Here is a 25640-nt window from a genome sequence, read left to right as displayed (position 1 = left end):
TGCTCAGACCCGGCCGGCTGATCGACGCGGCCGCGCGGCGAAGATCGCATCGGTCACGATCTTGGCGGTCTCGGCGCAAGCCTGGGTGCCGCCATTGCCGTATTGCTTCACCGCATCGCCGACGCACCACAGGCCTTCGATGCCGGTCTCGCGCGGCAGGTCGTAACCGGCACAGCTGCGTTGCGCCGGCCAATCGTCGCGCATCACCCGGATCGACAGGATTCTTGCCTGGTCGAAATTGCCGAACTGCTCGCGAAGATCTTCGAGCGCGAGCGCGACTTCGGTATCGGCGTCGAAATCCCCGAGCGCCGGCACCGGCACGGCATATGCGACGTAAAGATGCCAGCCGGGCGGCGCCAGTTCGGGGCAGGTGGCGGTGAGGTTCGCCATGTTGCAGAGCCGGCGCGTCTTGCCGAAGGTGACGATGCCGGGATGGTTGATCAGCGGCTCGCGGCTCGCGACGTTGATGACGATATTGGCGGCCGGGCGAAGGTCGTTCTTGACCTTCGCGATGTAATCAGCCGGGAACGCCGCGCTGCCGGCCAGCGCGACAGTGGCCTTCGGTCCAGCATTGCTGATGACGAGATCGGTGTCGATCCGCGTCTTTTCGCCGTTGCGCAGCACTGTGACGCCCTCGACGCGGCCGTTGGCGGTGTGGATCGTGGTCGCGGGCGTTCCGAGCCAGATGTCGCCATTGCGCCGGATCGCGCTCCCAAGACTGTTCCAGACGCCGATCGTGCCCTGCGGGCAGAAGCCGAACTTCTTGAAGGCGCCCTTGCTGGTGAAGTAGGTGAGGAAGGCGCGGGCCGGCAGCTCGGCGGCGTTGCAGGCGAAGATCGCCGCGCAGAGATTGCGGAACAGCGCGTGCACGGTGGCGTTGCTGGTGTAGCCCTTCAGCCAGTCCTCGGTCGATTGCCGCCCGTCGGGCAGGTTGCCGGAGCGGGCATCGGCGAATTTCTCCAGGATGCGCGAGGCTTGCTTGGTCAGCTGCCCGAGCAGCAGCGACCAGCCGCCGCGGCCGACATCGATCACCTTGCCGTCGATGAAGAACGAGCTCGCAGGCTCCGGCGCGCGGATATCGAGCTGGGCGCCGACGGTGTGGAAGGTTTCCTCGAACACGCCGCCGAACTCGATTGCGATCGCGCCAATATTGACCTTGAAGCCGTCGATCTCCTCGGTCGAGGCGCGTCCGCCGAGCCGATCCTTGTCGTCGACGACGAGGGTATGCAGCCCGCCATGGGCGAGACGCGCCGCGGCGCACAGCCCGCCGGCCCCGGCTCCGATCACGACAGCATCGACCTTCTGAGAATCCACGGGCAGCCTCCCTCGATGCCGCCGGGTTGGTCCCGGCGTGCAATCCGCTTGCTTGATGGCGGGCACTCTAATATAATCCGACCGGTCGTTCAAATTATTTTTTGACGCAGGTCAATGAACCGGCGTGGCTTACTCGATCAGTTCTGGTGGATGGTGCCCGCAAAGAGGAGGAGGGCGTGGAGCTGAGGTAGTATAGAGAGACGGGCGCCGTCCGATTCCGGCGGCCCCGAAGGTGCGCAAGAGAGAATGTAATGGCGCGGACGCGCTCAGAAAATTACGACGAGATCCAGCGGGGCATCCTCACCACCGCCTGCGGCCTGTTCGCACGGCAGGGCTACATGCGCGCCTCGATCGCCGACCTTGCGGATGCCTGCAAGCTGTCGCGCGGCGCGCTGTATCACTATTTCGACTCCAAGGAAGCGATCCTGTTCGCGATCCTCGATGCACATATCCGCGAGATGATCGCCGACGTCGAGGCCGCGATGGCCGGCAAGACGGCGACGCTGGAGCAGTTCCGCGCCGCGATCCAGGCCATCGTCGCGCTCAATGCGCGCTCGAGCGACGAGCAGCGCGTCATCCTCAACGACCTCTCGTTCCTCGGCGAGACCGAGCAGGATGCGATCAAGGCGCTGGAGCGTCAGCTGGTCGACACGGTCTCGGACCTCCTGGTCAAGCTCGACAAGGAAGGCAAGATCGTCAAGCGAACCAAGAAGATCTACAGCATGATGCTGTTCGGCATCCTGAACTTCAGCCACACTTGGTACGATCCGAAGGGCGGCGTCGACCCCGGCGAGTTCGCCGACATGGTGGTGGACCTGTTCCTGTACGGCTTCACGATGCCTGTGCCGGCAAAGGATGCCGCGCGGCCGCTGCGCCAGCGCGCGTGAGGCCGTCGCCGCGGCGGCGACCGCCCTTCACCCCGTCCGCACATTCTTGTGAAGGCTGCTGCCGGTCCCGTGCGTAACGCGCCTGGAGGCAGGCTGCGTAGTCCTGCCAAGAGCGCCGCAGCCGCGGCCGATGGTGGCACCGTAGCAAGGAAAGAAACATCCGCATGGATCTGTCGTTCAAAATCGCCGAACACGGCGAGGGGTCTTATCGTTTGCTTGCGATCCTGCGCTGGGTCATGGTGGTGATCTTCGTGTCGTTCGGCATGCAGAAGTTCACGCTGCAGTCGGCGCAAGGCATCGTGCAATTCATCAGCAACAGCCCGTTCGTCTCGTGGCTGTCAGTGTTCGGCCTTCGCGGCGAGGCTTATGTGCTCGGCGTCACGGAGTTCGGCATTGCCGTGCTGCTTGCCGCCGGCGCGTTCAGCCCGATCCTGTCTGCGATCGGCGCCTTGATGGGCGTGATCACCTTTGCAGTGACTTGGTCGTTCTTCTTCACGACACCGGGTGTAGTGAAATGGAGCCTGTCGACCGACCCGATGGCCTGGAATCTGGCTGGCGAGTTCCTGTTCAAGGACATCGTGCTGCTCTGTGTCTGCCTGGTGCTGCTGCTGGCGTCGTTGCCGCGGTCGATCGTCGGGTCGCGCGCGACATAAGTCTCACACGTGGTGTGATCGATGGTTAATCCACGCCTAACCGCGCATCGCTTGTATCGGGCATCTGGAACAGGACAATTCGTCACACGCAGCCGTGTCTTGTAAATCGAACCTGATGGGCCTACTCAACCGTTGATTGACGAATTGTTGCTAGTAAGAAACCGTCCCCGATCGGGAGCGGAATGTGGCGAGACCAGATATATCGGCGGCGAGAGCGGTAAGCGTTGGTATTGCCTCTCCGTCGCGGCACGCTCCCCGCATTTTTAAATGCACCGCATTTCTTAGTTCCATTGCAGTTCCCGCGCCGTGGCTGGAGTGGGAGGGCGGTCGCGATCGCGGTTTCCGGCAGTGACCGCCGGAACAGCGATCGGGCCGCCCCTTCCCGGACGGAACGGGTAACGGTGAAACACGCACGATCGTGAACTCGGGCGCGTGAATTGCACCCGGCAGGATCACGGTGTCGCCATCTCTGGATGGCTGAACAGCTTCTCCTGCCGGTCACTTCAAAACGGCGTCCCGATTCGTTCTTCATGAAACACTGGACTTTCAGACAATGGCTCTTCGCCCGGATCGCGGCTGTCCTGCTTGCCGTTGCCGCCAGCGTGCTGACGGCAGCGCGGGCTGATCCCGACATGGATGCGCAGATCAGGGACATCGTCACGACGGAATTGGCGCCGACCGCAACCGCGGTCGATCCGGGTGGCCTGGCCGCGGCGGTCTATGCTGGTGGTCGGGTCGCCTTCTTCAACTACGGCTTCGCTGACGCAGCGGCAAAGCGGCCGGTCACCTCCGACACGCTGTTCAACCTCGCCTCGCTGCGCAAGCTGTTCGAGGCGACACTGGTCGCACTCGGCACCGAGCGCGGCGAATTGCGGCTGGACGATCCCGTCGGCAAGTATCTGCCCGAGTTGCACGCCGGCTATGTCGGCCGCGTCACCATCGGCGAGCTCGTCAACCATACATCGGGGCTGCTGCTGCCGACCGATCATCCGCCCTGGCCGAACGAGAGCTTCAGCCGCGATCAGTTCATCGCGATGCTCAATGCCTGGACGCCCCAGAAAGGGCAGCAGCCGGGCAAGCAGCGCGTCTACAGCCATGCCGGCTATGTCCTGCTGCAGCTGGTGCTGGAGCAGCGCTATCGCATGCCGATCGCGACATTGATCGAGAGTCGCATCCTCAAGCCGCTCGGCATGACCTCGACCTTCGTTCCGGACCGCGACGAGGACAATCGCGCGGCGATGCCGCCGGAGATCATGCAGCGCATGGTCCAGGGCTACGCCCACGACGGCACGGCGATCGGTCCACCCGGCAATCAGCAGAGCTATTACGATTTTCCCGGCACCGGCCAAATGTTCTCGTCGGCGCGCGATCTCGGCATCTTGCTGCGCGCCTGTCTCGACGGCGCGGTAATCGATCCGCAACTGCGCGCGGCATTGCAGATGACCATGCGCGAGAGCTTTCGTGTCGATGCGGAGTTTGGGCAGGCGATGGCGTGGGAGCATGTGCGGCTGGACGGCGTCACCGTCATCGACAAGCCCGGCGGTCTCAACAATGCCTCGGCCTATATCGGCCTGGTGCCGGCGCGCCGGTTCGGCATCGTGCTGCTCGCCAATCGCGGCGACTATCCGCACGAGATCGCGCGCTACAGGATTCTGCCGGCACTCGCGCGGCTCTAACCAAACCAGAATAGCCTAGCGACGCTGCGTGCCAATCCGATGACACGGCCTGCGCGGCCGGGCAGGGGGTGCATGCAAAAACTGTCATGGCGCGGAACCGAGATCGGCCGTATAAGCCGGTAGCTTCTTCTCCTGCTTGAAGAGGCTGATATGACTGATTTACATAATCCCGATTTGCACGCTCCTGATCTACACGCTCCTGATCTTCACGCTTGGCTTTCGCGACAGCCGCACGGCTTGCGAACCTTCAGGACCTTCCAGCAAAAACTCGAGACCCTGGGCAAGAACGACCCGGAGCAACGCGGCGTTTGCCGGCTGCTGAGCGGTCTCGTCGGCAATTACGTCGAAATCTTCGACGAGGAGCCGCTGCCCGTCGCGGTCGCCGACCGTGCCTATGGCCGGCTGCTCGATCTCGTCGCGAGCCTCGATCTCAAGGGCAATCCCGACCGGCGCCTGGCCGATATCAACCGCATCGCGTCCTGCGATCTGTTGAATTGATCGCGCTTCATCCCCGCGCCGCGGCGAGCTCGCGGTAGAGCGCAGCGTAGCGGCCGGCGCGATTGTGCCAGGAGACATCGGTGGCCATGCCGGCCTGTTGCAGCCGGCGCCAGGTCACCTTGTCGTTGAACAGCAGGTTCGCCGTGCGCAGGCCGTGGGCGAGCGCCTCCGAGGTCACGGGCGCGAATTTGACGCCGGTTGCGGCACTGCCTGTGATCGCGGCATCGTCGAAGCCCAGCACGGTGTCGGCAAGGCCGCCGACATTGGCAACGATCGGGACCGCGCCGTAGCGCAGCGCGCAGAGCTGGGTGAGGCCGCACGGCTCGAACCGCGACGGCACCGCAAGCGCATCAGAGCCTGCCTGGATCAGATGCGCCAGTGCCTCGTCATAGCCGATCACGACCGCGATCCGCCCCGGATTGTCGCGCGCCAGCGCGGCGTAGCGATCCTGCAGGTCGCGATCGCCGCTGCCGAGCAGCGCGAGTTGAATGCCTTCGCCGAGCAATGTCGGAATGTTCTCCAGCAGCAGGTCGAGGCCCTTCTGCCACGACAGCCGGCTGATGACGCCGAGCAGCATCGCATCCGGCGCCGGATCGAGCCCGAAGCGTCGCTGCAGCGCCGCCTTGTTGGCTGCGCGCCCGGCCGTGTCCCCGGCGCTGAAGCGCGCTGCGATGTCGGGATCGGTGGCCGGATTCCATACATCGATGTCGATGCCGTTGAGAATTCCGCTCAGCACGCCGGCGCGTTCGCGCAGCAGGCCGCCGAGTCCCATGCCGCCTTCGTCGCTCTGGATCTCCTGCGCATAGGTCGGCGACACCGTAGTGATGCGGTCGGCGAATTGCAGGCCGGCCTTCAGCAAACTAATGGTGCCGTAATATTCGACGCCGTGCAGCGAATATGCCTCACCGGGCAGGCCGAACGTCGCCAGCATGTCCGGCGGGAATTGCCCCTGATAAGCGAGGTTGTGCACGGTCATCACCGTGCCCGGCCGCTTTTGGCCGCCATAATGCACATAGGCCGGCGCGAGTCCGGCTTGCCAATCATGCGCATGCACGATGTCGGGCACGAAGCTCTCGATTGCACCCCGGCCGATTTCGGCCGCCATCCGCGACAGCGCCGCGAAGCGGATGCCGTTGTCGGGCCAGTCGCGTCCGTCGGGAGCGAGATAGGGATTGCCGGGGCGCGCATAGAGATGCGGCGCGTCGAGAGCGAGAAGATCGATGCCGCCATGCGAGCCGCCGATCAGGCGGATCGGCCCGCCGTAGAACTCGCCCCAGTGCAGCAGCGTTTCCGACGCGGCGAGTGCCTTCAGCACGGCCGGATAGCCGGGCACCAGCGTCCGCGTCGTGACGCCGTGCTGCCCGAGCGCCGCCGGCAGCGCGCCGACCACGTCGGCAAGGCCGCCGGTCTTGACGATCGGGTAGACTTCCGAGGCGACCGCGAGGACGCGGATGGGTGTCATGTCTCGAGCCTGTCGATCATCGACTGGGTGATCAGCGTGATCCCGTTCTCGGTGGTGCGGAAGCGCTTGCCGTCGAACTCGGGATCCTCGCCGACCACGAGCCCTTCCGGAATCCGCACGCCGCGATCGATCACGACGTTTCTGAGCCGTGCGCCGCGGCCGACATTCACATAGGGCATGATCACCGCGTTCTCGACATTGGCGTAGGAATTGACGTGGACGCCGGTGAACAGCAGCGAGCGGCGCAGCGACGCGCCCGAGATGATGCAGGCGCCCGAGACCAGCGAGGTCACGGCCTGGCCGCGGCGGCCTTCCTCATCGTGAACGAACTTGGCGGGCGGAGTGATCTCGGCATAGGTCCAGATCGGCCACGACCGATCATAGAGATCGAGCTCCGGAACGACATCGGTGAGGTCGATGTTGGCGCCCCAATAGGCATCGACGGTGCCGGCGTCGCGCCAGTAGGCGCGCGGATCGTCGCCGGAGCGGACGCAGGAATCGTTGAACTGATGGGCGATCGCGCGGCCGTGTTTGACGATGTAGGGAATGATGTCCTTGCCGAAATCGTGCGCCGAGTTCGGGTCGGCGGCATCGCGGCGCAATTCGTCGAACAGGAATTCCGAGTTGAAGACATAGATGCCCATGCTGGCGAGCGACTTGTCGGGCTTGCCGGGCATCGGCGGCGGATCGGCCGGTTTCTCCAGGAACGACTGGATCAGGCCGGTCTCGTCGATATGCATGATGCCGAAGCCGGAGGATTCCGCGCGCGGCATCTCGAGGCAGCCGACCGTGACATCGGCGCCGCTCTCGACATGCTGCTTCAGCATGATCTCGTAGTCCATCTTGTAGACATGGTCGCCGGCCAGCACGAGAATGTACTTGGTGCCGTGCGCCTCGATGATGTCGATGTTCTGATAGACCGCGTCCGCCGTGCCGACATACCACATCGTCTCGGAGACGCGCTGGCTCGCGGGCAGGATGTCGAAGCTCTCGTTTCGTTCCGGGCGGAAGAAGTTCCAGCCGCCCTGCAGATGGCGGATCAGGCTGTGCGCCTTGTACTGGGTCGCCACCGCGATGCGGCGGATGCCCGAGTTCACCGCGTTGGAAAGCGCGAAATCGATGATGCGGGATTTGCCGCCGAAATACACCGCCGGCTTGGCGCGCCTGTCGGTGAGCTCCTGAAGTCTGCTGCCGCGTCCGCCGGCCAACACGAAAGCGAGGGCGTGACGCGACAATGGTTCATTTCCGACTGATCTCACGGTCATCCTCCCAGAACTTCAGGCCGGCCCCGCTGCCTTCTCTCGTCCGGAAGGCCTGATCGGCGCCAACGGGGCCGATTGGAACGTAGCAAGCGCGCCCCGGTTGAGCAAAGCGGGATGACAGACTTTCGTTCCCGCAACCCCTTCTCGTGAAGATCGGGGTTGCGGGCGGGTTAAGGCTATTGACGGCGCGCGATTTCGGCCTAGAGCAGGCCTGCGCATTTCCTGCCCAGGCCAGCATCTCATGACAGTTTCTTCCGTCACGCCCCAGACCGTCCGTGCAAAGCTGCTGCTGCGCCAGGAGATTGCGCTGCTCGACGTCAGGCACGAGGCGGACTTCGCCACCGGCCATCCGCTGTTTGCCGCCAACATGGCGGCGGACCGGATCGCGTTCGAAGCCGAGTTGCGGCTGCCGCGCAAGGACGTGCCGATCGTGCTCTATGACAATGGCGAGGACCTCGTCGCTGCCGCGGCCGGCGAGTTGCGCACCTTTGGCTACAGCAACGTCGCGGCGCTTGCCGGCGGCTTGCAGGGCTGGAAGGCGGCCGGCTACGAGGTATTCGAGGACGTCAATTCCTACGCCAAGGCCTTTGGCGAACTGGTCGAGTCGCGCCGGCACACGCCGTCGCTGAGCGCCGACGAGGTCGCCGCGCTGATCTCGGACAAGGCCAATATCGCGATCCTCGATGTGCGTCGGTTCGACGAATATGCCACCATGAACATCCCGGGCTCGGTCAGCGTGCCCGGCGCCGAGCTGGTGCTGCGCGCAGGGCGCGCGGCGCCCGATCCCGACACCACCATCATCGTCAACTGCGCCGGCCGCACCCGCTCGATCATCGGCACGCAATCGCTGATCAATGCCGGACTGCCGAACAAGGTGCGGGCGCTGCGCAACGGCACGATCGGCTGGACGCTGGCCAAACACCAGCTCGAGCACGGCGCCGGCAAGCGCGGCGACGTCGGGCCGTTCGAGGGCGCCGCCGACAATGCACGCGACGTGGCCTATCGCGCCGGCGTCCGTCACATCGGCGCCGCTGAACTCGCCGCGCTGCAAGGTGATGCGCAGCGCACGCTGTATCGCTTCGATGTGCGCGACGCCGAGGAATACGCCGCCGGGCATCTGGCTGGTTTCCGGCATTATGCGGGCGGCCAGCTGGTGCAGGAAATCGACATGGCCGCCCCGGTGCGCGGCGGGCGCATCGTGCTGACCGACGACAGGAGCATCCGTGCCGACATGACGGCGTCCTGGCTCGCGCAGATGGGCTGGGAGGTCTATGTGCTCGACGGCGGCTATGAGGGCCGACTCGAAGTCGGACCGCCGCGCGTCGTGCCGCGGCCCGATCCCGCGCACCGCTACCGGCGCCCCTATGAAGGCACCGGCGTCGCGGAGCAGGCGATGCAGGCCTATCTCGATTGGGAGTATGGCCTGGTCGACCAGCTGCGCCGTGACGGCACGCACGGGTTTTACGTGATCTAGCCGCTGAAGTGTGACGGCGGCGCGACCGCACCGGTGCCGAGTTGTTGGGGCACGCCGCCAAAATATCGAAAACAACCCCATGCACAGTAGCCGGTGGCTGCCGGCGTTCGACATGGCGGCTTGACACGTCGGGCAACTCAGCGTTATATTTCCATTATTCCGAAATCGTGCAGACGTCTCTCGCATGGTCATCACTCGACCATGCGCATGCGGGCAATTCAGTATTCCAGAGATCGCGGAGCTCGCAATGACGGACGCGCTGATAGTGATTTAGTCCGGGCCGAACGCGTCGTAGACCAGCTTGCGGAACGCCGGCGTGATGCGCTGGCGCTCGTTCTGGGTCTGCTCGAGCATGATGTAGATCATGTCGAGCTTCGGATCGACGCCGAAATAGGTGCCGCTGCCGCTGTCCCATTTCAACTCGCCGATCGAGCCGGGCGGCGGTGGCTTGGCAATGCCGGGATCGGTGCGCACGGCGATGCCGTAGCCGTAACCAAAACCGTCACCGGGGAAGTACCAGTAGTCGCGGCCGACGCCGGAGCCCGGCCCGATATGGTCCGTGGTCATGGTCTTGAAAGCCGTGGGGCTGAGATAGCGCTTGCCGTCGAGCTCGCCGCCATTGAGTAGCATCTGCGCAAACCGCGCGTAATCGAGAATGGTCGACACCAGGCCGCCGCCGCCGGATTCCCACTCCGGGTGCGCGCGCCGGTCGTTTTCCCCCTCGATCAGGATGGTGTCGGAGGGCAGCGGCTCGGCCAGCCGCGATCGTTCGGTCTCGGCATCGAGCACAAATCTTGTGTCGTTCATCTTCAGGGGATCGAAGATGCGCTCCTTCTCGAACTGATAGAGCGACTTGCCCGTCACGATCTCGATCACCCGGCCGAGCACGTCGGTGGAATGACCGTAGCGCCACATCGTGCCCGGTTGCCGCGACAGCGGCAGCCTGGCCAGCCGCGCCACGAATTCCTTGTTGTCGAACTTGCCGTCGAACAGATGGCCTGCGCGGTAGAGCTTCTGGATCCAGTCGGCGCCGATATATTCGTAGGTGATGCCCGAGGTGTGCCGCATCAGGTCCTCGATCGTGACCGGGCGGATCGGCGGCACCAGTTCGAGCTTGCCGAGATCGTTGCCGCCATCCGGCTCGATGCCGACCATCACGTCGGCGAAGGCCGGAATGTATTTCGACAGCGGATCCTGCGGCGACAGTCTGCCTTCATCGACCAGCATCATGGCGGCGGTGTTGGTGATCGGCTTGGTCATCGAATGCAGCGCGAACATCGTGTCCGGCCGCATCGGCGACTTGGTCGTGACGTCGCGATAGCCGAAGGTTTTCAGGTAGACCGGCTTGCCGTGCTGCTGGATCAGGATGACCGCGCCCGGAATCTTTCCTGTCGCAACCTCGTTGTCGAAGAACGCGGTGATGCGTTCGAGCTTCTCCGGCGACGGGGCAGGGGCGTCGGTGGCGTGCGCCACGCCGGACATGACAAATGCAAGACACACGATCGCACTCGCCGCTCCGCGAAGTGTCCGCACGACATATCTGCACGACATTGAAAAGCCCGCCCCCGCCTGCTGCATCGAACGCCGCGGTTTTAGCGCAGACGTCCCCGCACCATAATCATTTTCGAGCGAGTTTATTCCCTGACGATGGTCGAAATTCATACAATTTGCATGGCGCCGACCGGCGAACGCACGGCATTCGACAGCACCTGCAGCGCCTGGCTCAGTTCGGCGCGGTTGCGTGCGGCGCCCAGCGAGACGCGCAGGCCGCGCGGCGCTGCGTCGCCTGTCGCGAACGCATCTTCGCCGACCACGGCAAGGCCGTTGCGCATCAGATGCGACAGCAGGTCGGTGCCGTCGAAATGTTTCGGCAGCGGCATCCAGAGATGGTGGCTCGCCGGCCGCGCCGCATAGGCGACGCCCTTGAGGAAACGGGCCGCGAGCTGCTGGCGCGCGGCCGCCTCGTTGCGGATGGCGCGGATGATCTCAGTGGCGACGCCGGAGCGCAGCCATTGCGTGACCAGCGCGACCATCAGCGATGGCGGCATTTGCATGGTGGCCTGCATGCCGGCGCGCATCCGCTGCTCGGCGCTCGCGTCCGGTGCCAGCAGATAGGCGACGCGCAATGCGGGCGCGATGCACTTGGCGATGCTCGCGGCAAGGTAGGTGCGTTCCGGAATCAAGCTGGCGATCGGCGCCATTTGTGGTTCGAGCGGGCCGTAGACGTCGTCCTCGATCAGGACGCAGCCGCGCTTCCTGATGATGTCCGCAATTGCCTTGCGTCGTGCCGCGCCCATCGTCGCGGTGGTCGGGTTCTGCTGCGTCGGCACCAGATAGACCGCCTTCGGCTTGTGCTTGCGGCAGGCCTCATCCAGCGCGTCGGGCCGCGCGCCCTCGGCGTCCATCGCAATGCCGACGAGGCGGATATCGAGCCGCGCCGCGGCAGCCTTGATGCCGGGAAACGTCAACGCCTCCGTCAGCACGACGTCGCCGGGCGAGGTCAGCGCCAGCAGGGCGTTGAAGATGATCGCCTGCGAACCCGGATAGATCACGATGTGGTCGGCCGATGCGTTCGGCACGCGCGGCTGCAGCCACGCGGCGCCGGCCTCGCGTTCCTCGGCGGTGCCGCCCGGACGCGTATAGCCGAGATAGGCCGAAAACCCGGCCTCGGAACGGATGTTGCCAAGTCCCTGTGCGATGCGCAGGTCGAGATTGGCCTCGACGGGTTGCGGCGGCAGGTTCATTGAAAGGTCGATGTTGACGGGCGCTGCCAGCTCGGACGCCGCGCGCGCGGTGGTCTCCGAAACGAAGGTGCCCTGACCTACCCGGGCATCGAGCAGCCCGCGCCGCCGCGCCTCGCCATAGGCGCGCGTCACCGTGGTGAGGTCGATGCCGAGCGCCGTCGCCAGCGCGCGGTGGGTCGGCAGCCGCTGGCCGCGCACCAGACGTCCGCTCGCGATATCGGCCGCCAGCGCGTCAACGATGCGCAGGAACATCGGGCCGTGCCATTCCGAAACTGTAGGGATCCAATCCATGCAATCCAGCGGCTTTGTCTTTGATTGTATGCTACATAGGGCATATTGTATGGATCATCAGATCAGGTCAAGGACAACGGCGAAAGGAAAACGACAATGACCGAGACGGTTTCCCTGCCTAAGGCAATGTTGCGCGGTTTTGCGATGAAGTGCCCGAACTGCGGGCAGGGCCATCTGTTCGGCCGCTTCCTTAAAGTTGCTGACCATTGCGAGGTCTGCGGCGAGGACTTCACCCCGCAGCGCGCCGACGATTTCCCGGCCTATCTCGTGATCGTCGTGGTCGGCCACATCGTGGTGCCGGCGCTGCTGTGGATGGAGATGACCTACGCGCCGCCGGCCTGGTTGCAGCTCGCGATCTGGCTGCCGTTCACGCTGTTCAGCGCACTCGGCCTGTTGCAGCCGACCAAGGGCGCGATCGTCGGGCTGCAATGGCAGCTCGGGATGGAGGGATTTGCGGCGACGCGGCGGGTGGCGGCGCCGGTGCGGGCCAACGTTGGACGGACTCGCGAAGCCTGACGCGATCTCAAAATCGTAGCCCGGATGGAGCGTAGCGAAATCCGGGGCTCGTGCCGCAGGCAAAACCGTCCCGGATTGCGCTTCGCTGCATCCGGGCTACGTACCGTCAAATCGGATGATGATGCGGCCGGAACATGCGGCCCTTCTCCGTCACCAGCACCACGGCGAGCGCCGCCAGCGTGCAGAGGAAAAAGCCGGTCGCGAACGGCAGCAGCGTGCCATCGTAATCCTGGCCGATCGTGGTGCCGACGCCGATCCCGAGCAGGGTTGTGATGGTGCCGTAGAGCGAGGAGGCGGTGCCGGCGATCTTGCCTTGCGGCTCCATCGCGAGCGCCGTGAAGTTCGCCATCATCAGCCCGAACGCGAACATCATCAGGACTGACAGCACCATGAACAGCGCCAGCGACAGCGTGTCGGTCTTCACCGCGAGGAACAGCGCGCCGGCGACCACGGCAAAGCCGGTCAGCGCGGCGTGCGAGATCACCCGCATGCCGATGCGGCCGACGATGCGCGAATTGAGGAAGCCGGCGATCGCGACGCCGACCGCGCAGGCGGCGAAGGCGACCGGGAAATAATGTCCGAGCTTGAAGATCTCGGTGAAGATCTGCTGCGAGGAGAACACGAAGGCAAACAGCGAGCCCTGCACGCCGCCGGCGGCGAGCGCATAGCCGAGCGTCTGGCGGTTGGTGACGGTCTGGCGGAACGCGGACAGCACCTCCGGGATTGCCAGCGACTTGCGCAGCTCCTTAGGCAGCGTCTCCGGCATTCGCACTGCGCTCCAAGCCAGCGCGATCACGCCGTAGATCATCAACAGCACGAAGATGCCGCGCCAGTGCGTCAGCAGCATCACGGCCTGGCCGAATGACGGCGCGATCACGGGTACCGCGATGAACACCATCATCGCCAGCGACATTACGCTCGCCATCCGCCGTCCGGCGTAGCAGTCGCGCACGATCGAGGTCGCGATCACGCGGGTCGCGGCGGTGCCGAGCCCTTGCAGCGCGCGCGCCAGTAGCAGCGTCTCGAACGAGGGCGCCATGATCGCGAGCAGGCCGGCTATGGTGTAGACGGTCATGCCGCCGAGCAGCACCGGGCGGCGGCCGAAGCGGTCCGACAGCGGGCCCATCACGAACTGGCCGACGCCGAAGCCGACCAGGAAGATCGACAGCACCATCTGCGGGCGATTGGCGTCGGCGATCTGGAACGCGGAGCGGATGTTCGGCAGCGCCGGCAGCATCATGTCCATCGCCAGCGGGTTGAGCGCCATGATGGAGGCGATGACGACGACGAATTCCGGAAAGCCCATCGGGCGGTGGCCTGAGGAAACCCAGGCATCGGCATTGATGTCAGACACTTAGCAACCTCTTGGGAATCCTCGCATCGTAACGATCTTGTTGCGGTGCACAATCGGCGTTTCGGGATGGCTGCCCGCCGGTCACGGGTGAGGTAGCCCGGTCCGGGGCGCGCGGGCTCGCGCATTATCGTTGCTGCTGCAACTATTTAACTCGTGCCGCGCGAAAACCTCTGCTATCCCGGTACCAGCATCCGTGCGGGACGGGCGCATCGCGCCGACCGCGCCCGCACGGCCAAGAACGGGTTTGGGGAGGCCACATGTCCATCGAAATCTCCGCGCGCTCGCGCGGCGCTACGCTGTCGGATGAGGAGCGCAAGGTCCTCACCGCAACGCTCGTCGGCACCACGATCGAGTGGTACGACTTCTTCGTCTACGCGCAGGCCGCCGGCCTGGTGTTCGGTGCGCTGTTCTTCGCGCCGATGAACGCCAACAATCCGCTGTTGGCGCAGATCGTCTCGTTCGCGACGCTCGGCCTCTCCTTCCTGTTCCGTCCGCTCGGGGCCATCGTCTGCGGCCATCTCGGCGACCGCTTCGGGCGCAAGAACATGCTGGTCGTCACGCTGCTGCTGATGGGTGCTGCGACCGCGCTGGTCGGCCTGCTGCCGACCTATGCCCAGATCGGCGCCTGGGCGCCGGCACTGCTTATTCTTCTGCGCATCCTGCAGGGCTTCTCGGCCGGCGGCGAGTGGGGCGGCGCGGCGCTGATGTCGGTGGAGTCGGCGCCCGTCGACAAGCGCAGCTTCTTCGGCTCGTTTCCGCAGGTCGGCACGCCGCTCGGCATGATCCTGGCAACCGGCGTGCTGTGGGTGCTGACCACCACGCTCGGCAAGCAGGCGATGATCGAGTGGGGCTGGCGGATTCCGTTCCTGCTCTCGATCCTGCTGATCGTCGTCGGCATCGTGATCCGCCGCACCGTCGAGGAGTCGCCGGTGTTCAAGGCGATGCAGCGCCGGCACAAGGAATCCTCCGCGCCGCTCCGCGACCTGACGCGCAATCATGCCAAGGAGATCCTGCGCACCGCGTTGATCTTCATGGCCAACAACGCGGCCGGATATATCCTGATCGCTTTCATCATCAGCTACGGCGCCAACACGCTGAAGATGCCATCGGAGCAGCTGCTCTTGATCGGCACGCTGGCGGCGGTCAGTTGGTTCATCTTCACGCTGCTCGGCGGCATCCTCGGCGACAGGATCGGCCGCGTGCGCTGCTTCCAGATCGGCTACGGCCTGATGGTGCTGTGGGCGGTGCCGATGTGGTTCCTGATCGACAGCAAGAATCTCCTGCTGTTCTTCATCAGCGCCGTCGGCCTCACCATCGCGCTCGGCCTGTCCTACGGCCCCCAGGCCGCGCTCTATGCCGAACTGTTCCCGGCCAAGGTCCGCTATTCCGGTGTCTCGATCGGCTACGCGCTCGGCGCCATCTTCGGCGGCGCCTTCGCACCGATGATCGCGCAATGGATCATCGGCACCTACGGCGAGTCGTGGCGGGTCGGCGTGTATATCGGGCTGCTGGCGCTGATCTCGCTGATCGCGGTGTCGACGATCAAGGATCCGCAAGGCGTCGATCTGAATGTGAATGATGCGGGCGCGTAGGCGACGACTTTGTGTGATTGCGAGGATCTCGCGACAGAGTTGCAAAGCAATTTTGCGCTGAAGCGACGAAGCAATCCATCGATCCGGGTATGCGGTAAAATGGATTGCTTCGCGGAACCTGTCATCGGGCGCGCGTTCGCGCGACCCGTTGGCTCGCAATGACGGGGATCATGCCCCAAGCATCGCCTTCAGTTTCTTGACCGCGCTGTCGGGCGTCGTCAGCACCTCGCGGCCGGTGGCATCAGTGACGCGCTCAGCCGCCGGCGCCATGCTGTATTGCGCGAGCGCGATCAGGTCGCAGTCGCGCAAATCCGTGGCTGCCTCGACCACGATGCGGTCGTGCTCGGCGCGGTCGCCGCGATCGAGCGCCGCCAGCGCGCCCTCGGCGAGTTTCGGCACCAGCGTGACCTCTGGCGGAAATTCCGGCGGCATCGACACCAGCGTCGGCGGGAAGGTCGAGAGCAGGCCGATGCGCTTCCCCTTCGCCGCCGCCTGCTCGATCATCGCCTCGTTCGGCTTCAGCACCGGCATCGGCGCGTGCGCGCGCGCCACCGCCTCGATGCAGGGGCCGAACGCCGAGCAGGTGAAGAGGATGCCGTCAGCGCCGGTGCTGACCGCGTAGCGGCCCATGGCAAGAAACCGCTCGGTCATGCGCTCGGTGAGCTTGCCGTCGCGCGCGAGGTCGGCCGAGAGGCTGTCGTCGAGCAAGTTCATCAGCCGCGCCTCCGGCCAATGCTTTGCGAATGACGCTTCGATCGGCACGATCGAGTGCTTCAGGGCGTGAATGAGCGTGATGCGCATGGGGTCGCTACTTCTGCTCCCTCTCCGCTCTTCGCGGGGGCGAGACGAGCGAAGCTCGCTCTTAGAGGGTTAGGGTGAGGGGGCTCCCCCCGCGTGCGGGGGATGTCAGAGGCTATGAAACTATCAACCTCGTCATTGCGAGGAGCGATAGCGACGAAGCAATCCATCTCTCTACTTGTGCCGCGATGGATTGCTTCGCTTCGCTCGCAATGACGGAAGGGATAGATTCGAGATCTTTCAGATCATCATTTGAACGGGATCGCGTACATCAAGCCGCCCTTGCTCCAGGTGGCGTTGAGGCCGCGCTCGAGTTTCAGGGGGCTGGCCTTGCCGACATTGCGCTCGAAGATCTCGCCGTAATTGCCGCCGGCCTTGATCGCCCCGACCAGCCATTTGTTGTCGAGGCCGAGCCGCGAGCCGAGATCGCCGGATGCGCCGAGCAGGCGCTGGACCGCCGGGACCTGCGACTTCGCCATCTCGTCGACATTGGCCTGCGTCACGCCGAGCTCTTCGGCTTCGACCAGGCCATAGTGCAGCCAGGTGATGATGTCACTCCACACTTCGTCGCCGTTGCGGGTGAACGGGCCGAGCGGCTCCTTGCTGATGGTCTGCGGCAGCACGACATAGTCGTCGGCCTTCGGCGCCGCGGTCGCGACTGCGCCGGCGAGCGCGGAGGCGTCCTGGGTCATGGCATCGCAGCGGCCGCCGAAGAAGGTCTGGTACATGGTGTCGGGGCGATCGAACACCAAAGGCTTCCAGTCGATGCCGTTGGCGCGGCCGTAGTCGCCGAGCGTCACCTCATGCGTAGTGCCCTGCGCGACGCAGACGGTGGCGCCCTTGAGATCCTTCAGCTCCTTCACGCCGAGGTCCTTCTTCACCACAAAGCCCTGGCCGTCGTAGAAATTGACCGGGCCCTGGCGCAGGCCGAGCGTGGTGCCGCGCAAGTAAGTCTGCGTCGAGTTGCGGTAGAGCACGTCGATCTCGCCGGACTGCAGCGCGGTGAAGCGGTTCTGCGCGGTCAGCGCTACGTAGCGCACCTTGCTGGCATCGCCGAGCACGCCGGCGGCAAGCGCGCGGCAATAGTCGACGTCGAGGCCCTTGAAGTTGCCCTGCGAGTCCGGCGCCGAGAAGCCGGCAAAGCCGGTCGAGACGCCGCACACCAGCGTGCCGCGCTGCTTGACGGTGTCGAGCGTCGCCGCGCTTGCGCCGGTGATGCTTGCAGCAAGAACGGTTGCAGTGATCAATGCCCTGTACATTCTGTCCTCCTCCTAATGTCCAATGTCCCTGAGCGCGCTGTCGACCGCAGCGCCGAGCCTTTCGACGATCATGTCGATGTCGCCGGACGTTGCGATATAGGGCGGGGCGAGCAGCACATGGTCGCCGCGCTGGCCGTCGGCGGTGCCGCCCGAGGGATAGCAGCCGAGGCCGCCGGCAAACGCCGCGGACTTGATCCGCTGATGCAGCTTCAGCTTGGGGTCGAACGACTGCCGCGTGCCGCGGTCGGCCACCAGCTCGATGCCCCAGAACAGGCCGCGGCCCCTGATGTCGCCGACATGGCGGTGATTGCCGAAGCGTTCGATCAGCCGCTGCTCGAGCTGGCGGCCGCGCTCCTTGACCTGGTCGAGCAGCTTCTCCTCGCTGATCACCTTCTGCACCTCGAGCGCGGCGGCGCAGGCGAGCGGATGCGCCAGATAAGTATGACCGTGCTGGAACGCGCCGGAGCCGTTGCGCACGGTGTCGACGATGGCACCGCTCGCGAGCATCGCGCCGATCGGCTGGTAGCCGCCGCCGAGCCCCTTGGCGACCGCCTGGATGTCGGGCGAGATGCCTTCCTGCTCCCACGCATGCAGCGTGCCGGTGCGGCCCATGCCGCACATCACCTCGTCGAGGATCAAGAGCGCGCCGTGACGGTTGCAGATCTCGCGCACCGCCTTGAAGTAACCCTCCGGCGCCGGCACGCAGCCGGCGGTGGCGCCGACCACGGGTTCGGCGATGAAGGCGGCAACGTTCTCGGGGCCGAGCCGCTGGAATCCGGCCTCGAGCTCGGCGGCGAGCCTCGCGACGAAGGCGGCCTCCGATTCATCGTCGCGTTTCTCGTGATAGGCAAAAGCGGGGGTGACGTGACTGAACGAGGGCGACAGCAGCGGCGCATAGGGCTCGCGGCGCCAGGCATTGCCGCCGGCCGACAGCGCACCGAGCGTGTTGCCGTGATAGCTCTGGCGGCGCGCGATGAAGCGGGCGCGCTGCGGCTCGCCGCGCTCGATGAAATATTGCCGCGCCAGCTTGATCGAGGCCTCGATCGCCTCCGACCCGCCGCTGACGAAATGGACATAGCCGAGGCCGCCGGGCTCGTGGCCGACCAGCCGTTCGGCGAGCTCTTCCGCGGGCTCCGACGAGAAGAAGCCGGTGTGGGCATAGGCAATTTTTGATGCCTGCTTGGCGATCGCGGCAAGAATCCGTGGGTGCTGATGGCCGAGGCACGAGACCGCGGCGCCGCCGGAGGAATCCAGGATGCGGTGGCCGTCCTCCGCGATCAACCAGACGCCTTCACCGCCAATCGCCTTCGGTGGGGTCTCGCGCAGGCTGCGATGCATCACGCGGCTCTTGTTGGCGGCCATGATACTTATCCTTTCTCGACGAAATATTGCGACATCTCGGCAAGCCGGCCCTCGGTCTCCTCCAGCTTGCGTTTTGCATTTGCGCCACCCAGCGTGAAGGCGACGGCGGCAAGCGACTGCGCCACCGCGATCGCGCCGGTCAGGCTCGGGAAGAAGCCGGGCGAGGCGGCGGCCTCGAACAGCAGAAGATGATCGGCGCCCTCGGCCATCGGCGCGCTGATGGTATCGGCGATCGCGATCAGCGTGGCGCGCGCCTGATGCGCCGCGCGCGCTGTCTCGACGCTCACCGAGGTGTAAGGCGCAAAGCCGATCACGACCACGGCGTCGTCGGCGCGGAAGGCGCCGTGGTCGAGATCGAACGGGCCGGAACCGCCGACCAGCTGCACGGCGTCGGGGCGGAACAGGCGAAGCTGGTAGGTCAAGAGTTCCGCGACGCTGCGGCAGCTGCGAAAGCCCGTGATCCAGATCCGGTCGGCGGCGTGCAGCGCACGTGCTGCGTCGGCGATCGCACTCGCGGAAATCCGCGCCAGCCCCGCGGCTTCAGCCTCGATCTTGTCGTGCACCAGTTTGACATCGGCGTTCGGCCCGGCGCGGCGGCTCTTGGCGCGGCCGGAGAACGGCGAGCCCTGCGCCGGCCGTCGCGCCTCGGTCAGTGCGGCGCGCAATTCGTCCCAGCCGGAATAGCCGAGCGCCTTGGCAAGACGGGTGAAGGATGCAGGATCGGCGCCGGCGACCGCGGCGAGCTCGCGCATCGAGCGGGTGGTGGCGTCGTAATCATTGGCTGCGACAAACCGACCGACCTCCTGCAAACGCATCGGCAGCGACGGCAATGCGCTGCACAATTCGTTCAGGGGCGATGGTTTCGGCTGAGCCTGGGCCATGAAACATATGTTGCACAAACATTGATTTGGTGCAACATATGAAGTGCGCAGACCCGAATATGCTCTCGCGCATGGCAGAAGATCGCTTCTCACCGGGATCCTTGTGCTGTGACGACATCGACGCCGAAACGCCCTCCCTCGCGACACTGGCGGCTTTCGCTCAGCGATCCCCGCGTCGCCGGCCTGTTCTGGCAGGTCCTGGTGGTCGCCATCGCGGTCGCGATCGTCACCTTTCTGTGGTCGAACGCGGTTCACAATCTCTCGGTGCGGCGCATCTCGACCGGCTTTGCCTTCCTCGGCCGCGAAGCCGGCATGCCGATCGCGGACTCGTGGATCGACTACACGCCGAAGGACACCTATCTGCGCGCCTTCATCGTCGGCATCGTCAACACGCTGCGCGTTGCCGTGATCGGCATCATATTGGCCACCGTGATCGGCACGCTGGTCGGCATCGCGCGGCTGTCGTCGAACTGGCTCTTGGCGCGGCTTGCCGCCGTCTATGTCGAGGTGCTGCGCGACCTGCCGCTGCTGCTGCAGCTGCTGTTCTGGTACGTGCTGATGCAGGGGCTGCCGGCGGCGCGCCAGGCCTGGAAGCCGGTCGAGGGCGTGTTCCTGTCCAACCGCGGGCTCATCCTGCCGTCGGTGCCGATGCATGAGGCCAATTGGTGGACGGTCCTGGCGCTGGTCGCAGGCCTCATCGCGTTCCATCTCGTCAGGCGCCGCCTGATCGCGCAGCAGATGCGCGATGGCCGCGCGCGGCCGGCCTGGCCTTACGCGCTCGGGCTCGTCGTCGCGCTGCCCGCGCTGGTGTCGTGGCTTGTGGGCGCGAGCTGGAGCATCACGCTGCCGGAGCTGCGCGGCTTCAACTTCGTCGGCGGCCTGACCCTGGCGCCCGAATATTTCGCGCTGCTGATCGCGCTCGTCACCTATACCTCGGCGTTCATCGCCGAGATCGTGCGCAGCGGCATCCAGGCGGTGCCGCGCGGCCAGTCGGAGGCCGCCAAGGCGCTCGGGCTGAAGCACGGCTTCGTGCTGCAGCACATCGTGCTGCCGCAGGCGCTGCGCGTCATCATCCCGCCGATGACCAGCCAGTATTTGAACCTGACGAAAAACTCCTCGCTCGCGGTCGCGGTCGGCTATCAGGACATCGTCTCGATCGCCAACACCACGCTGAACCAGACCGGGCAGGCGATCGAGTCGATCGCGCTGATCATGATGGTGTTCCTCACCATCAGCCTCGGCATCAGCCTGTTCATGAACTGGTACAATGCGCGGATCGCGCTGGTGGAGCGCTGACATGAGTTCGGTCGCCCACCTTCCGCAGGATCCGCTGCCGATCGCGCCACGGCCCGCACCCCGGGCGCTGGGCGGTCAGTTCACCGCCTGGCTGCGTGCCAACCTGTTCGCGTCGATCCCGTCCAGCATCATGACGCTGGTGATGCTTTTCCTGCTCGGCAAGGCGCTCATCGGTCTCTGGCAATGGGGCATTGCCAACGCGATCTGGACCGTCTCCGGAAACGACACCAGCGCCTGCCGCGCGCTGCGCGGCGCCGGCGCCTGCTGGGCCGTCGTGCCCGAGAAGTACCGCTTCATCTTGTTCGGCACCTATCCGTTCGACGAGCAGTGGCGGCCGGCACTCGTGGTCGTGATCTTCATCGCGCTGTTCGCGGTGTCGAGCCGCCGCAGCTTCTGGCGCAAGGAGCTGTTCCTGCTGTGGGCCGCCGCCCTGATCGTGATCGGTTGTTTGATGTGGGGCGGCTTCCTCGGCCTCAGCTTCGTCACCCAGGACCGCTGGGGCGGACTGCCGGTGACCCTGATCCTCGCGACCTTCGGGCTCGCCTTCGGCTTCCCGCTCGGCATCCTAGTCGCGCTCGGCCGCCGCTCGAAGCTGCCGGCGATCCGCTCGCTCTGCGTGCTCTATGTCGAATTGATCCGCGGCGTGCCGCTGATCAGCCTGTTGTTCATGGCGAGTGTGATGTTCCCGTTATTCATGCCCGACGGCGTCAACATCGACAAACTGCTGCGCGCGCAGATCGCCTTCATCCTCTATGCCGGCGCCTATCTCGCGGAGGTGGTGCGCGGCGGCCTGCAGGCGGTGCCGCGCGGACAGTATGAGGCCGCCGACGCGCTCGGGCTGTCGTACTGGGAGAAGAACGCGCTGATCGTGCTGCCGCAGGCGATCCGCCACGTCATCCCGCCGCTGGTCAACACCTTCATCGCCTTTTTCAAGGACACCAGCCTGGTGCTGATCATCGGCATTTTCGATCTCCTGACCACCGCCAAGACCGCGATCGTCGATCCGGCCTGGCAGTCCTTCAGCGTCGAGGTCTACATCTTCGTCGGGGTGATCTACTTCGTGTTCTGCTTTGCGATGTCGCGCTACAGCCGCAGGCTTGAGGCGCAGCGCGGAACGAACTGAGCGATCTGGACTCGCCGCCGTTTGCTCCGCTCACATGCTGCATCTCCCATGCCGGGCATATCGCAACTTCCTGCTTTGATTTTTGCAACGGCCCGTTCTGGCCTTAAGGATGCGGCAACCAAAAATTTGGCCCATGGCTGGCGCAGAGCGCGGCTGGCACAGAGTGCACTTGGCGCTGTTCCGCCCGTAACTTATCTTGAAGGCGATTGGATTCGCGAGCGCGCGCGATGAGAGAAGTTCATTGTTTGCGTGGGCATTGTCCTGCTTGGACCGAGCGCCGCGCAATGGTTGTCGCTACTTTTTCATACGTATGCATGGTGCCCGCCTGACGGGGCTTTTTTCTGATTTGTTGCACGCCAATGGCCGAAGACGACGACGTCTATCCGGAGAGCTCCCGAAGCCAGGTCCTCGATGCCCTGCAACGGTTTTCGACCGATGAGCTTCTTCAACTCCTTGCGGAGATCGAGCAGTTCTTGCACTTTGAAGCCAAGCCTCGCCGGCCCAGCCTGCGACTGGCGGGGGGCACCGACGTGAATGAGTCCATCGCGCGCGTAAACATCGACCACCACCTGGATCTGTTGAAACGTCCGGATCTTCCAACCGGCACAAGATCGCTGCTCAACAAGCGGTTGCTCGAGGAAGAAGACAAGCTCGGCCGCCGACGCGAGCAACTCGAGTTTGCCGAAAGCAGGGCCATAATGTGCCGGGATCGTGCAGATCGTCAGCGGCGTCTGACGGAATCGTTCGCGCCTGGTTCGGTTGACCGGGAGCAGGCCGAACGGCTGCTCGTCAATTTCGACGCGCTTGCCCAGCTCGTCGAAGGATTCTGTCGCCAGATGCGCCACGCCGTGAGCCAAAGTCCGCTTTGAGGGCAGGATTGTCCCCTTGAGGCCACTGGAGGCTTGCCAAGCTGTCTCGATCCTATTTATGATCATAAAATGGATAAATCGGCTCTGCCCTCCCTGGACCCGTCGCGGCGCGCCGCGATCAAGCGCAAGCGTTCGGACGCGGTCGCCGATCTGATCCGCAGCCACATCTTCCAGGCCGGCTTGCAGCCGAACGATCGGCTGCCGCAGGAGGTCGAGCTGATCGAGATGTTCGGTTGCAGCCGCTCGACCATCCGCGAGGCGCTCAAATCGCTGGAAGTGCAGGGGCTGGTGCAGAACACCACGGGTCCCGGCGGCGGCGCGCGGGTGGCGCCGGTGTCGATCAACCGGATCGTCGGCCTGCTCAGCAACTACTTTTATTTCCAGTCGATCTCGACCGCGCAGATCTACCAGATCCGCCGCCTGATCGAGCCGGAGCTCGCCTTCAGCGTGGTGGGCCACCTCACGCCGGCGCATTTCGCCGCGCTCGACAAGGCGATCGCGGTGCAGGAGCATCATCCCGGCGGCATTGCCGACTGGGAGCACCACCGCCACGCCGAGATCGATTTCCACGACATCCTGATCGAGGCCTGTCCCAATCCGTTGCTCGGCCTGGTCGCCCGCTTCGTCAACGAGGCGATCCGGCATTTGATCGGCAAGCTCGGCGTGCAGGAATTCGCATCCAGCTTCACCTGCGAGAACATCGAGTTTCACAAGCGCCTGATGGCCGCGTTCCGCTCCGGCAACGCCGCGCGTGCCCGGCGCGTGATGCTCGAGCATGTGCTGAGCGCCGAAGCGGTGGTCGTCCCCGCGGAGGACCGGCGCATGGATCTGCCGGTCTTTCACCAGCCGTTGCGGCTCGACTGAACCGCACCGGATGACGGTTGCATACGCGTTGGAGGGAACAACAATGGTCACGCGGCGCGAGAATGAATTGTGGAGCTGGTCGGCGGTCGATCTGGCGCGGTCGATCGCGACGCGCGCGATCTCGAGCCGGGAGGCCGTGCAATCCAGCCTCGACCGGATCGCTGCGGTCAATCCGGCGCTGAACGCCGCCGTCGAGGTGCTGGCGGACGAAGCGCTGGCCGCGGCGGATAGCGCAGATGATGCGGTGAAGACAGGCGCGGAGCTCGGCGCGCTGCATGGCGTACCGGTCACCATCAAGGTCAACGTCGATCAACGCGGCCACGCCACCACCAACGGCGTCGTCGCCTTCCGCGACGTGATCGCCACCGATGACAGCCCGGTCGTCGCGAATTTCCGCAAGGCGGGCGCCGTCATCGTCGGCCGCACCAACACGCCAGCGTTCTCGCACCGCTGGTTCACCAACAACGATCTGCACGGCGCGACCTACAATCCCTGGGGCCGGCACCTGACGCCGGGCGGCTCCAGCGGCGGCGCGGCGTCGGCGGTCGCTTCCGGCATGGGCGCGATCGCGCATGGCAATGATTTCGGCGGCTCGATCCGCTATCCCGCCTATGCCTGCGGCGTCGCCGGTCTGCGCCCGACGCCGGGCCGAATTCCCTCATTCAATCCGTCGGCGACAACAGATCGTCCGATCACCGCGCAGATGATGTCGGTGCAGGGGCCGCTCGCGCGCTCGGTCGCCGATCTGCGCGCTGGTCTCGCCGCGATGGCGCAACCGGATGCGCGCGACGGCACGTGGCTGCCGGTACCCCTGCAGGGCGCGCCGCTCAAGCGTCCGGTCGGCGTTGCGATCGCGGCGACGCCGTTCGGCGACGAAGCGCCGGAGGTCAGCGCAGCGATGCGGGCCGCCGGCCGCTGGCTTGCGGAAGCCGGCTTTGCGGTGGAGGAGACCACCCCGCCGCGGCTCGCGGAGGCCGCCGATCTCTGGCATCGCCTCGTCATCAATGAGGAGCGGCGCGTGCTGGCGCCGATGATCCGCAAGTTCGGCGACGACCGCAGCCGCTACAATCTGGACGGCCATATCGCCTATGCACCCGAGCTCAACGGCGATCAGGTGCTGGCCTGCTTCGAGCAGCGGCTTTCGATCGTGCGGGCCTGGCAGCTGTTCCAGGAACGGTGCCCGGTCATCATCCTGCCGGTCTCGGCGCAACTGCCGTTTCGCTTCGATCAGGATCAGGAAGACGCAACGGTCGTGCGGGCGCTGCTCGATGCGCAGCGGCCGCTGCTCGCCGTCCCCGCGCTCGGCTTTCCGTCGGTCGTGGTGCCGACGGGGACCGCCGGCGGCGTGCCGGTCGGGGTTCAGGTGATCGCCGGCCGCTTCCGCGAGGATGTCTGTCTCACTGTTGCCGAGGTGATCGAGGCGCGCGCCTCGACGCTGACGCCGATCGACCCACGCGACTGAAGG

At 65.3% G+C, this 25640-nt stretch carries 22 protein-coding genes; 11 read left to right on the top strand and 11 right to left on the bottom strand.

What is annotated here, in order from left to right; genetic code table 11:
* Positions 1–3: 3 nt before the first annotated feature.
* The gene (locus ACVISU_RS09810; protein ID WP_456706796.1) at positions 4–1314 is read right to left on the bottom strand and encodes a phytoene desaturase family protein; all 1311 of its coding nucleotides are present in this window, start codon (positions 1312–1314) and stop codon (positions 4–6) included.
* Positions 1315–1565: 251 nt separating this feature from the next.
* On the opposite strand from ACVISU_RS09810, the gene ACVISU_RS09805 reads away from it, so the two are divergent.
* The 4 genes from ACVISU_RS09805 to ACVISU_RS09790 all read left to right on the top strand — a co-directional run bounded on the left by ACVISU_RS09805 (position 1566) and on the right by ACVISU_RS09790 (position 5028).
* The gene (locus tag ACVISU_RS09805; RefSeq protein WP_050401527.1) at positions 1566–2201 is read left to right on the top strand and encodes a TetR/AcrR family transcriptional regulator; all 636 of its coding nucleotides are present in this window, start codon (positions 1566–1568) and stop codon (positions 2199–2201) included.
* 164 nt (positions 2202–2365) lie between these two features.
* The gene (locus ACVISU_RS09800; protein WP_050401526.1) at positions 2366–2854 is read left to right on the top strand and encodes a DUF417 family protein; all 489 of its coding nucleotides are present in this window, start codon (positions 2366–2368) and stop codon (positions 2852–2854) included.
* Between the two features lie 530 nt (positions 2855–3384).
* On the top strand, positions 3385–4530 hold the full coding sequence (locus tag ACVISU_RS09795; protein ID WP_456706795.1) for a serine hydrolase: 1146 nt from the start codon (positions 3385–3387) through the stop codon (positions 4528–4530).
* A 150-nt stretch (positions 4531–4680) separates the two neighbouring features.
* Complete coding sequence (locus ACVISU_RS09790; RefSeq protein ID WP_456706794.1) at positions 4681–5028, top strand: hypothetical protein; 348 nt, start codon at positions 4681–4683, stop codon at positions 5026–5028.
* A gap of 7 nt (positions 5029–5035) precedes the next feature.
* On the opposite strand, the gene glgA is transcribed toward ACVISU_RS09790, so the two are convergent.
* On the bottom strand, positions 5036–6490 hold the full coding sequence (glgA, locus tag ACVISU_RS09785) for a glycogen synthase GlgA (RefSeq protein WP_456706793.1): 1455 nt from the start codon (positions 6488–6490) through the stop codon (positions 5036–5038).
* A complete protein-coding gene (glgC, locus tag ACVISU_RS09780; protein ID WP_050401523.1) occupies positions 6487–7755 on the bottom strand; it encodes a glucose-1-phosphate adenylyltransferase in 1269 nt (422 codons plus the stop codon). The genes glgA and glgC overlap by 4 nt, the downstream gene beginning before the upstream one ends.
* Before the next feature lie 238 nt (positions 7756–7993).
* On the opposite strand from glgC, the gene ACVISU_RS09775 reads away from it, so the two are divergent.
* A complete protein-coding gene (locus ACVISU_RS09775) occupies positions 7994–9226 on the top strand; it encodes a rhodanese-like domain-containing protein (RefSeq protein WP_050401522.1) in 1233 nt (410 codons plus the stop codon).
* A gap of 270 nt (positions 9227–9496) precedes the next feature.
* Here the strand turns inward: ACVISU_RS09775 and ACVISU_RS09770 are convergent, their stop codons facing one another.
* Complete coding sequence (locus ACVISU_RS09770; RefSeq protein WP_456710791.1) at positions 9497–10708, bottom strand: serine hydrolase domain-containing protein; 1212 nt, start codon at positions 10706–10708, stop codon at positions 9497–9499.
* Between the two features lie 176 nt (positions 10709–10884).
* Entirely contained in the window at positions 10885–12261 is a 1377-nt protein-coding gene (locus tag ACVISU_RS09765; RefSeq protein WP_050401521.1) for an aminotransferase-like domain-containing protein, read from the bottom strand.
* 96 nt (positions 12262–12357) lie between these two features.
* Here ACVISU_RS09765 and ACVISU_RS09760 point away from each other — a divergent pair, with 96 nt between their 5' ends.
* Positions 12358–12777 carry a DUF983 domain-containing protein gene (locus ACVISU_RS09760; protein WP_050401520.1) on the top strand — a complete coding sequence of 140 codons (420 nt, stop codon included), beginning with the start codon at positions 12358–12360 and terminating at the stop codon, positions 12775–12777.
* 106 nt (positions 12778–12883) lie between these two features.
* Here ACVISU_RS09760 and ACVISU_RS09755 read toward each other — a convergent pair whose 3' ends face one another.
* On the bottom strand, positions 12884–14083 hold the full coding sequence (locus ACVISU_RS09755) for a multidrug effflux MFS transporter (RefSeq protein WP_430641594.1): 1200 nt from the start codon (positions 14081–14083) through the stop codon (positions 12884–12886).
* Positions 14084–14388: 305 nt separating this feature from the next.
* Here ACVISU_RS09755 and ACVISU_RS09750 point away from each other — a divergent pair, with 305 nt between their 5' ends.
* Positions 14389–15723 (top strand): MFS transporter, encoded by a 1335-nt coding sequence (locus ACVISU_RS09750; RefSeq protein ID WP_050401518.1) that lies wholly within the window; start codon positions 14389–14391, stop codon positions 15721–15723.
* 168 nt (positions 15724–15891) lie between these two features.
* On the opposite strand, the gene ACVISU_RS09745 is transcribed toward ACVISU_RS09750, so the two are convergent.
* From ACVISU_RS09745 to ACVISU_RS09730, 4 genes are all read right to left on the bottom strand, one after another.
* Complete coding sequence (locus tag ACVISU_RS09745; protein WP_050401517.1) at positions 15892–16524, bottom strand: aspartate/glutamate racemase family protein; 633 nt, start codon at positions 16522–16524, stop codon at positions 15892–15894.
* 245 nt (positions 16525–16769) lie between these two features.
* Positions 16770–17780 (bottom strand): amino acid ABC transporter substrate-binding protein, encoded by a 1011-nt coding sequence (locus tag ACVISU_RS09740; protein WP_050401516.1) that lies wholly within the window; start codon positions 17778–17780, stop codon positions 16770–16772.
* Between the two features lie 12 nt (positions 17781–17792).
* Positions 17793–19142, bottom strand: coding sequence for an aspartate aminotransferase family protein (locus ACVISU_RS09735; protein ID WP_456706792.1), 1350 nt, complete (start codon positions 19140–19142; stop codon positions 17793–17795).
* A gap of 5 nt (positions 19143–19147) precedes the next feature.
* Positions 19148–20023 carry a MurR/RpiR family transcriptional regulator gene (locus ACVISU_RS09730; protein WP_456706791.1) on the bottom strand — a complete coding sequence of 292 codons (876 nt, stop codon included), beginning with the start codon at positions 20021–20023 and terminating at the stop codon, positions 19148–19150.
* A 108-nt stretch (positions 20024–20131) separates the two neighbouring features.
* On the opposite strand from ACVISU_RS09730, the gene ACVISU_RS09725 reads away from it, so the two are divergent.
* Together ACVISU_RS09725 and ACVISU_RS09720 are read left to right on the top strand one after the other, a co-directional pair.
* Positions 20132–21319 (top strand): amino acid ABC transporter permease, encoded by a 1188-nt coding sequence (locus tag ACVISU_RS09725; protein ID WP_456706790.1) that lies wholly within the window; start codon positions 20132–20134, stop codon positions 21317–21319.
* Between the two features lies 1 nt (position 21320).
* On the top strand, positions 21321–22442 hold the full coding sequence (locus ACVISU_RS09720; protein WP_050401512.1) for an amino acid ABC transporter permease: 1122 nt from the start codon (positions 21321–21323) through the stop codon (positions 22440–22442).
* Positions 22443–22744: 302 nt separating this feature from the next.
* On the opposite strand, the gene ACVISU_RS09715 is transcribed toward ACVISU_RS09720, so the two are convergent.
* Positions 22745–23287 (bottom strand): hypothetical protein, encoded by a 543-nt coding sequence (locus ACVISU_RS09715; protein WP_456706789.1) that lies wholly within the window; start codon positions 23285–23287, stop codon positions 22745–22747.
* A gap of 93 nt (positions 23288–23380) precedes the next feature.
* Here ACVISU_RS09715 and ACVISU_RS09710 point away from each other — a divergent pair, with 93 nt between their 5' ends.
* Positions 23381–24175, top strand: a complete 795-nt coding sequence (locus tag ACVISU_RS09710) for a FadR/GntR family transcriptional regulator (RefSeq protein ID WP_050401510.1) — start codon at positions 23381–23383, stop codon at positions 24173–24175.
* Positions 24176–24218: 43 nt separating this feature from the next.
* Positions 24219–25637, top strand: coding sequence for an amidase family protein (locus tag ACVISU_RS09705; protein ID WP_456706788.1), 1419 nt, complete (start codon positions 24219–24221; stop codon positions 25635–25637).
* Positions 25638–25640: the final 3 nt, after the last annotated feature.

The organism is Bradyrhizobium sp. USDA 4452, from assembly GCF_054063575.1.
The sequence above is the reverse complement of the archived record's forward strand: the minus strand, read 5'-3'. Positions and strand labels throughout refer to the sequence as shown.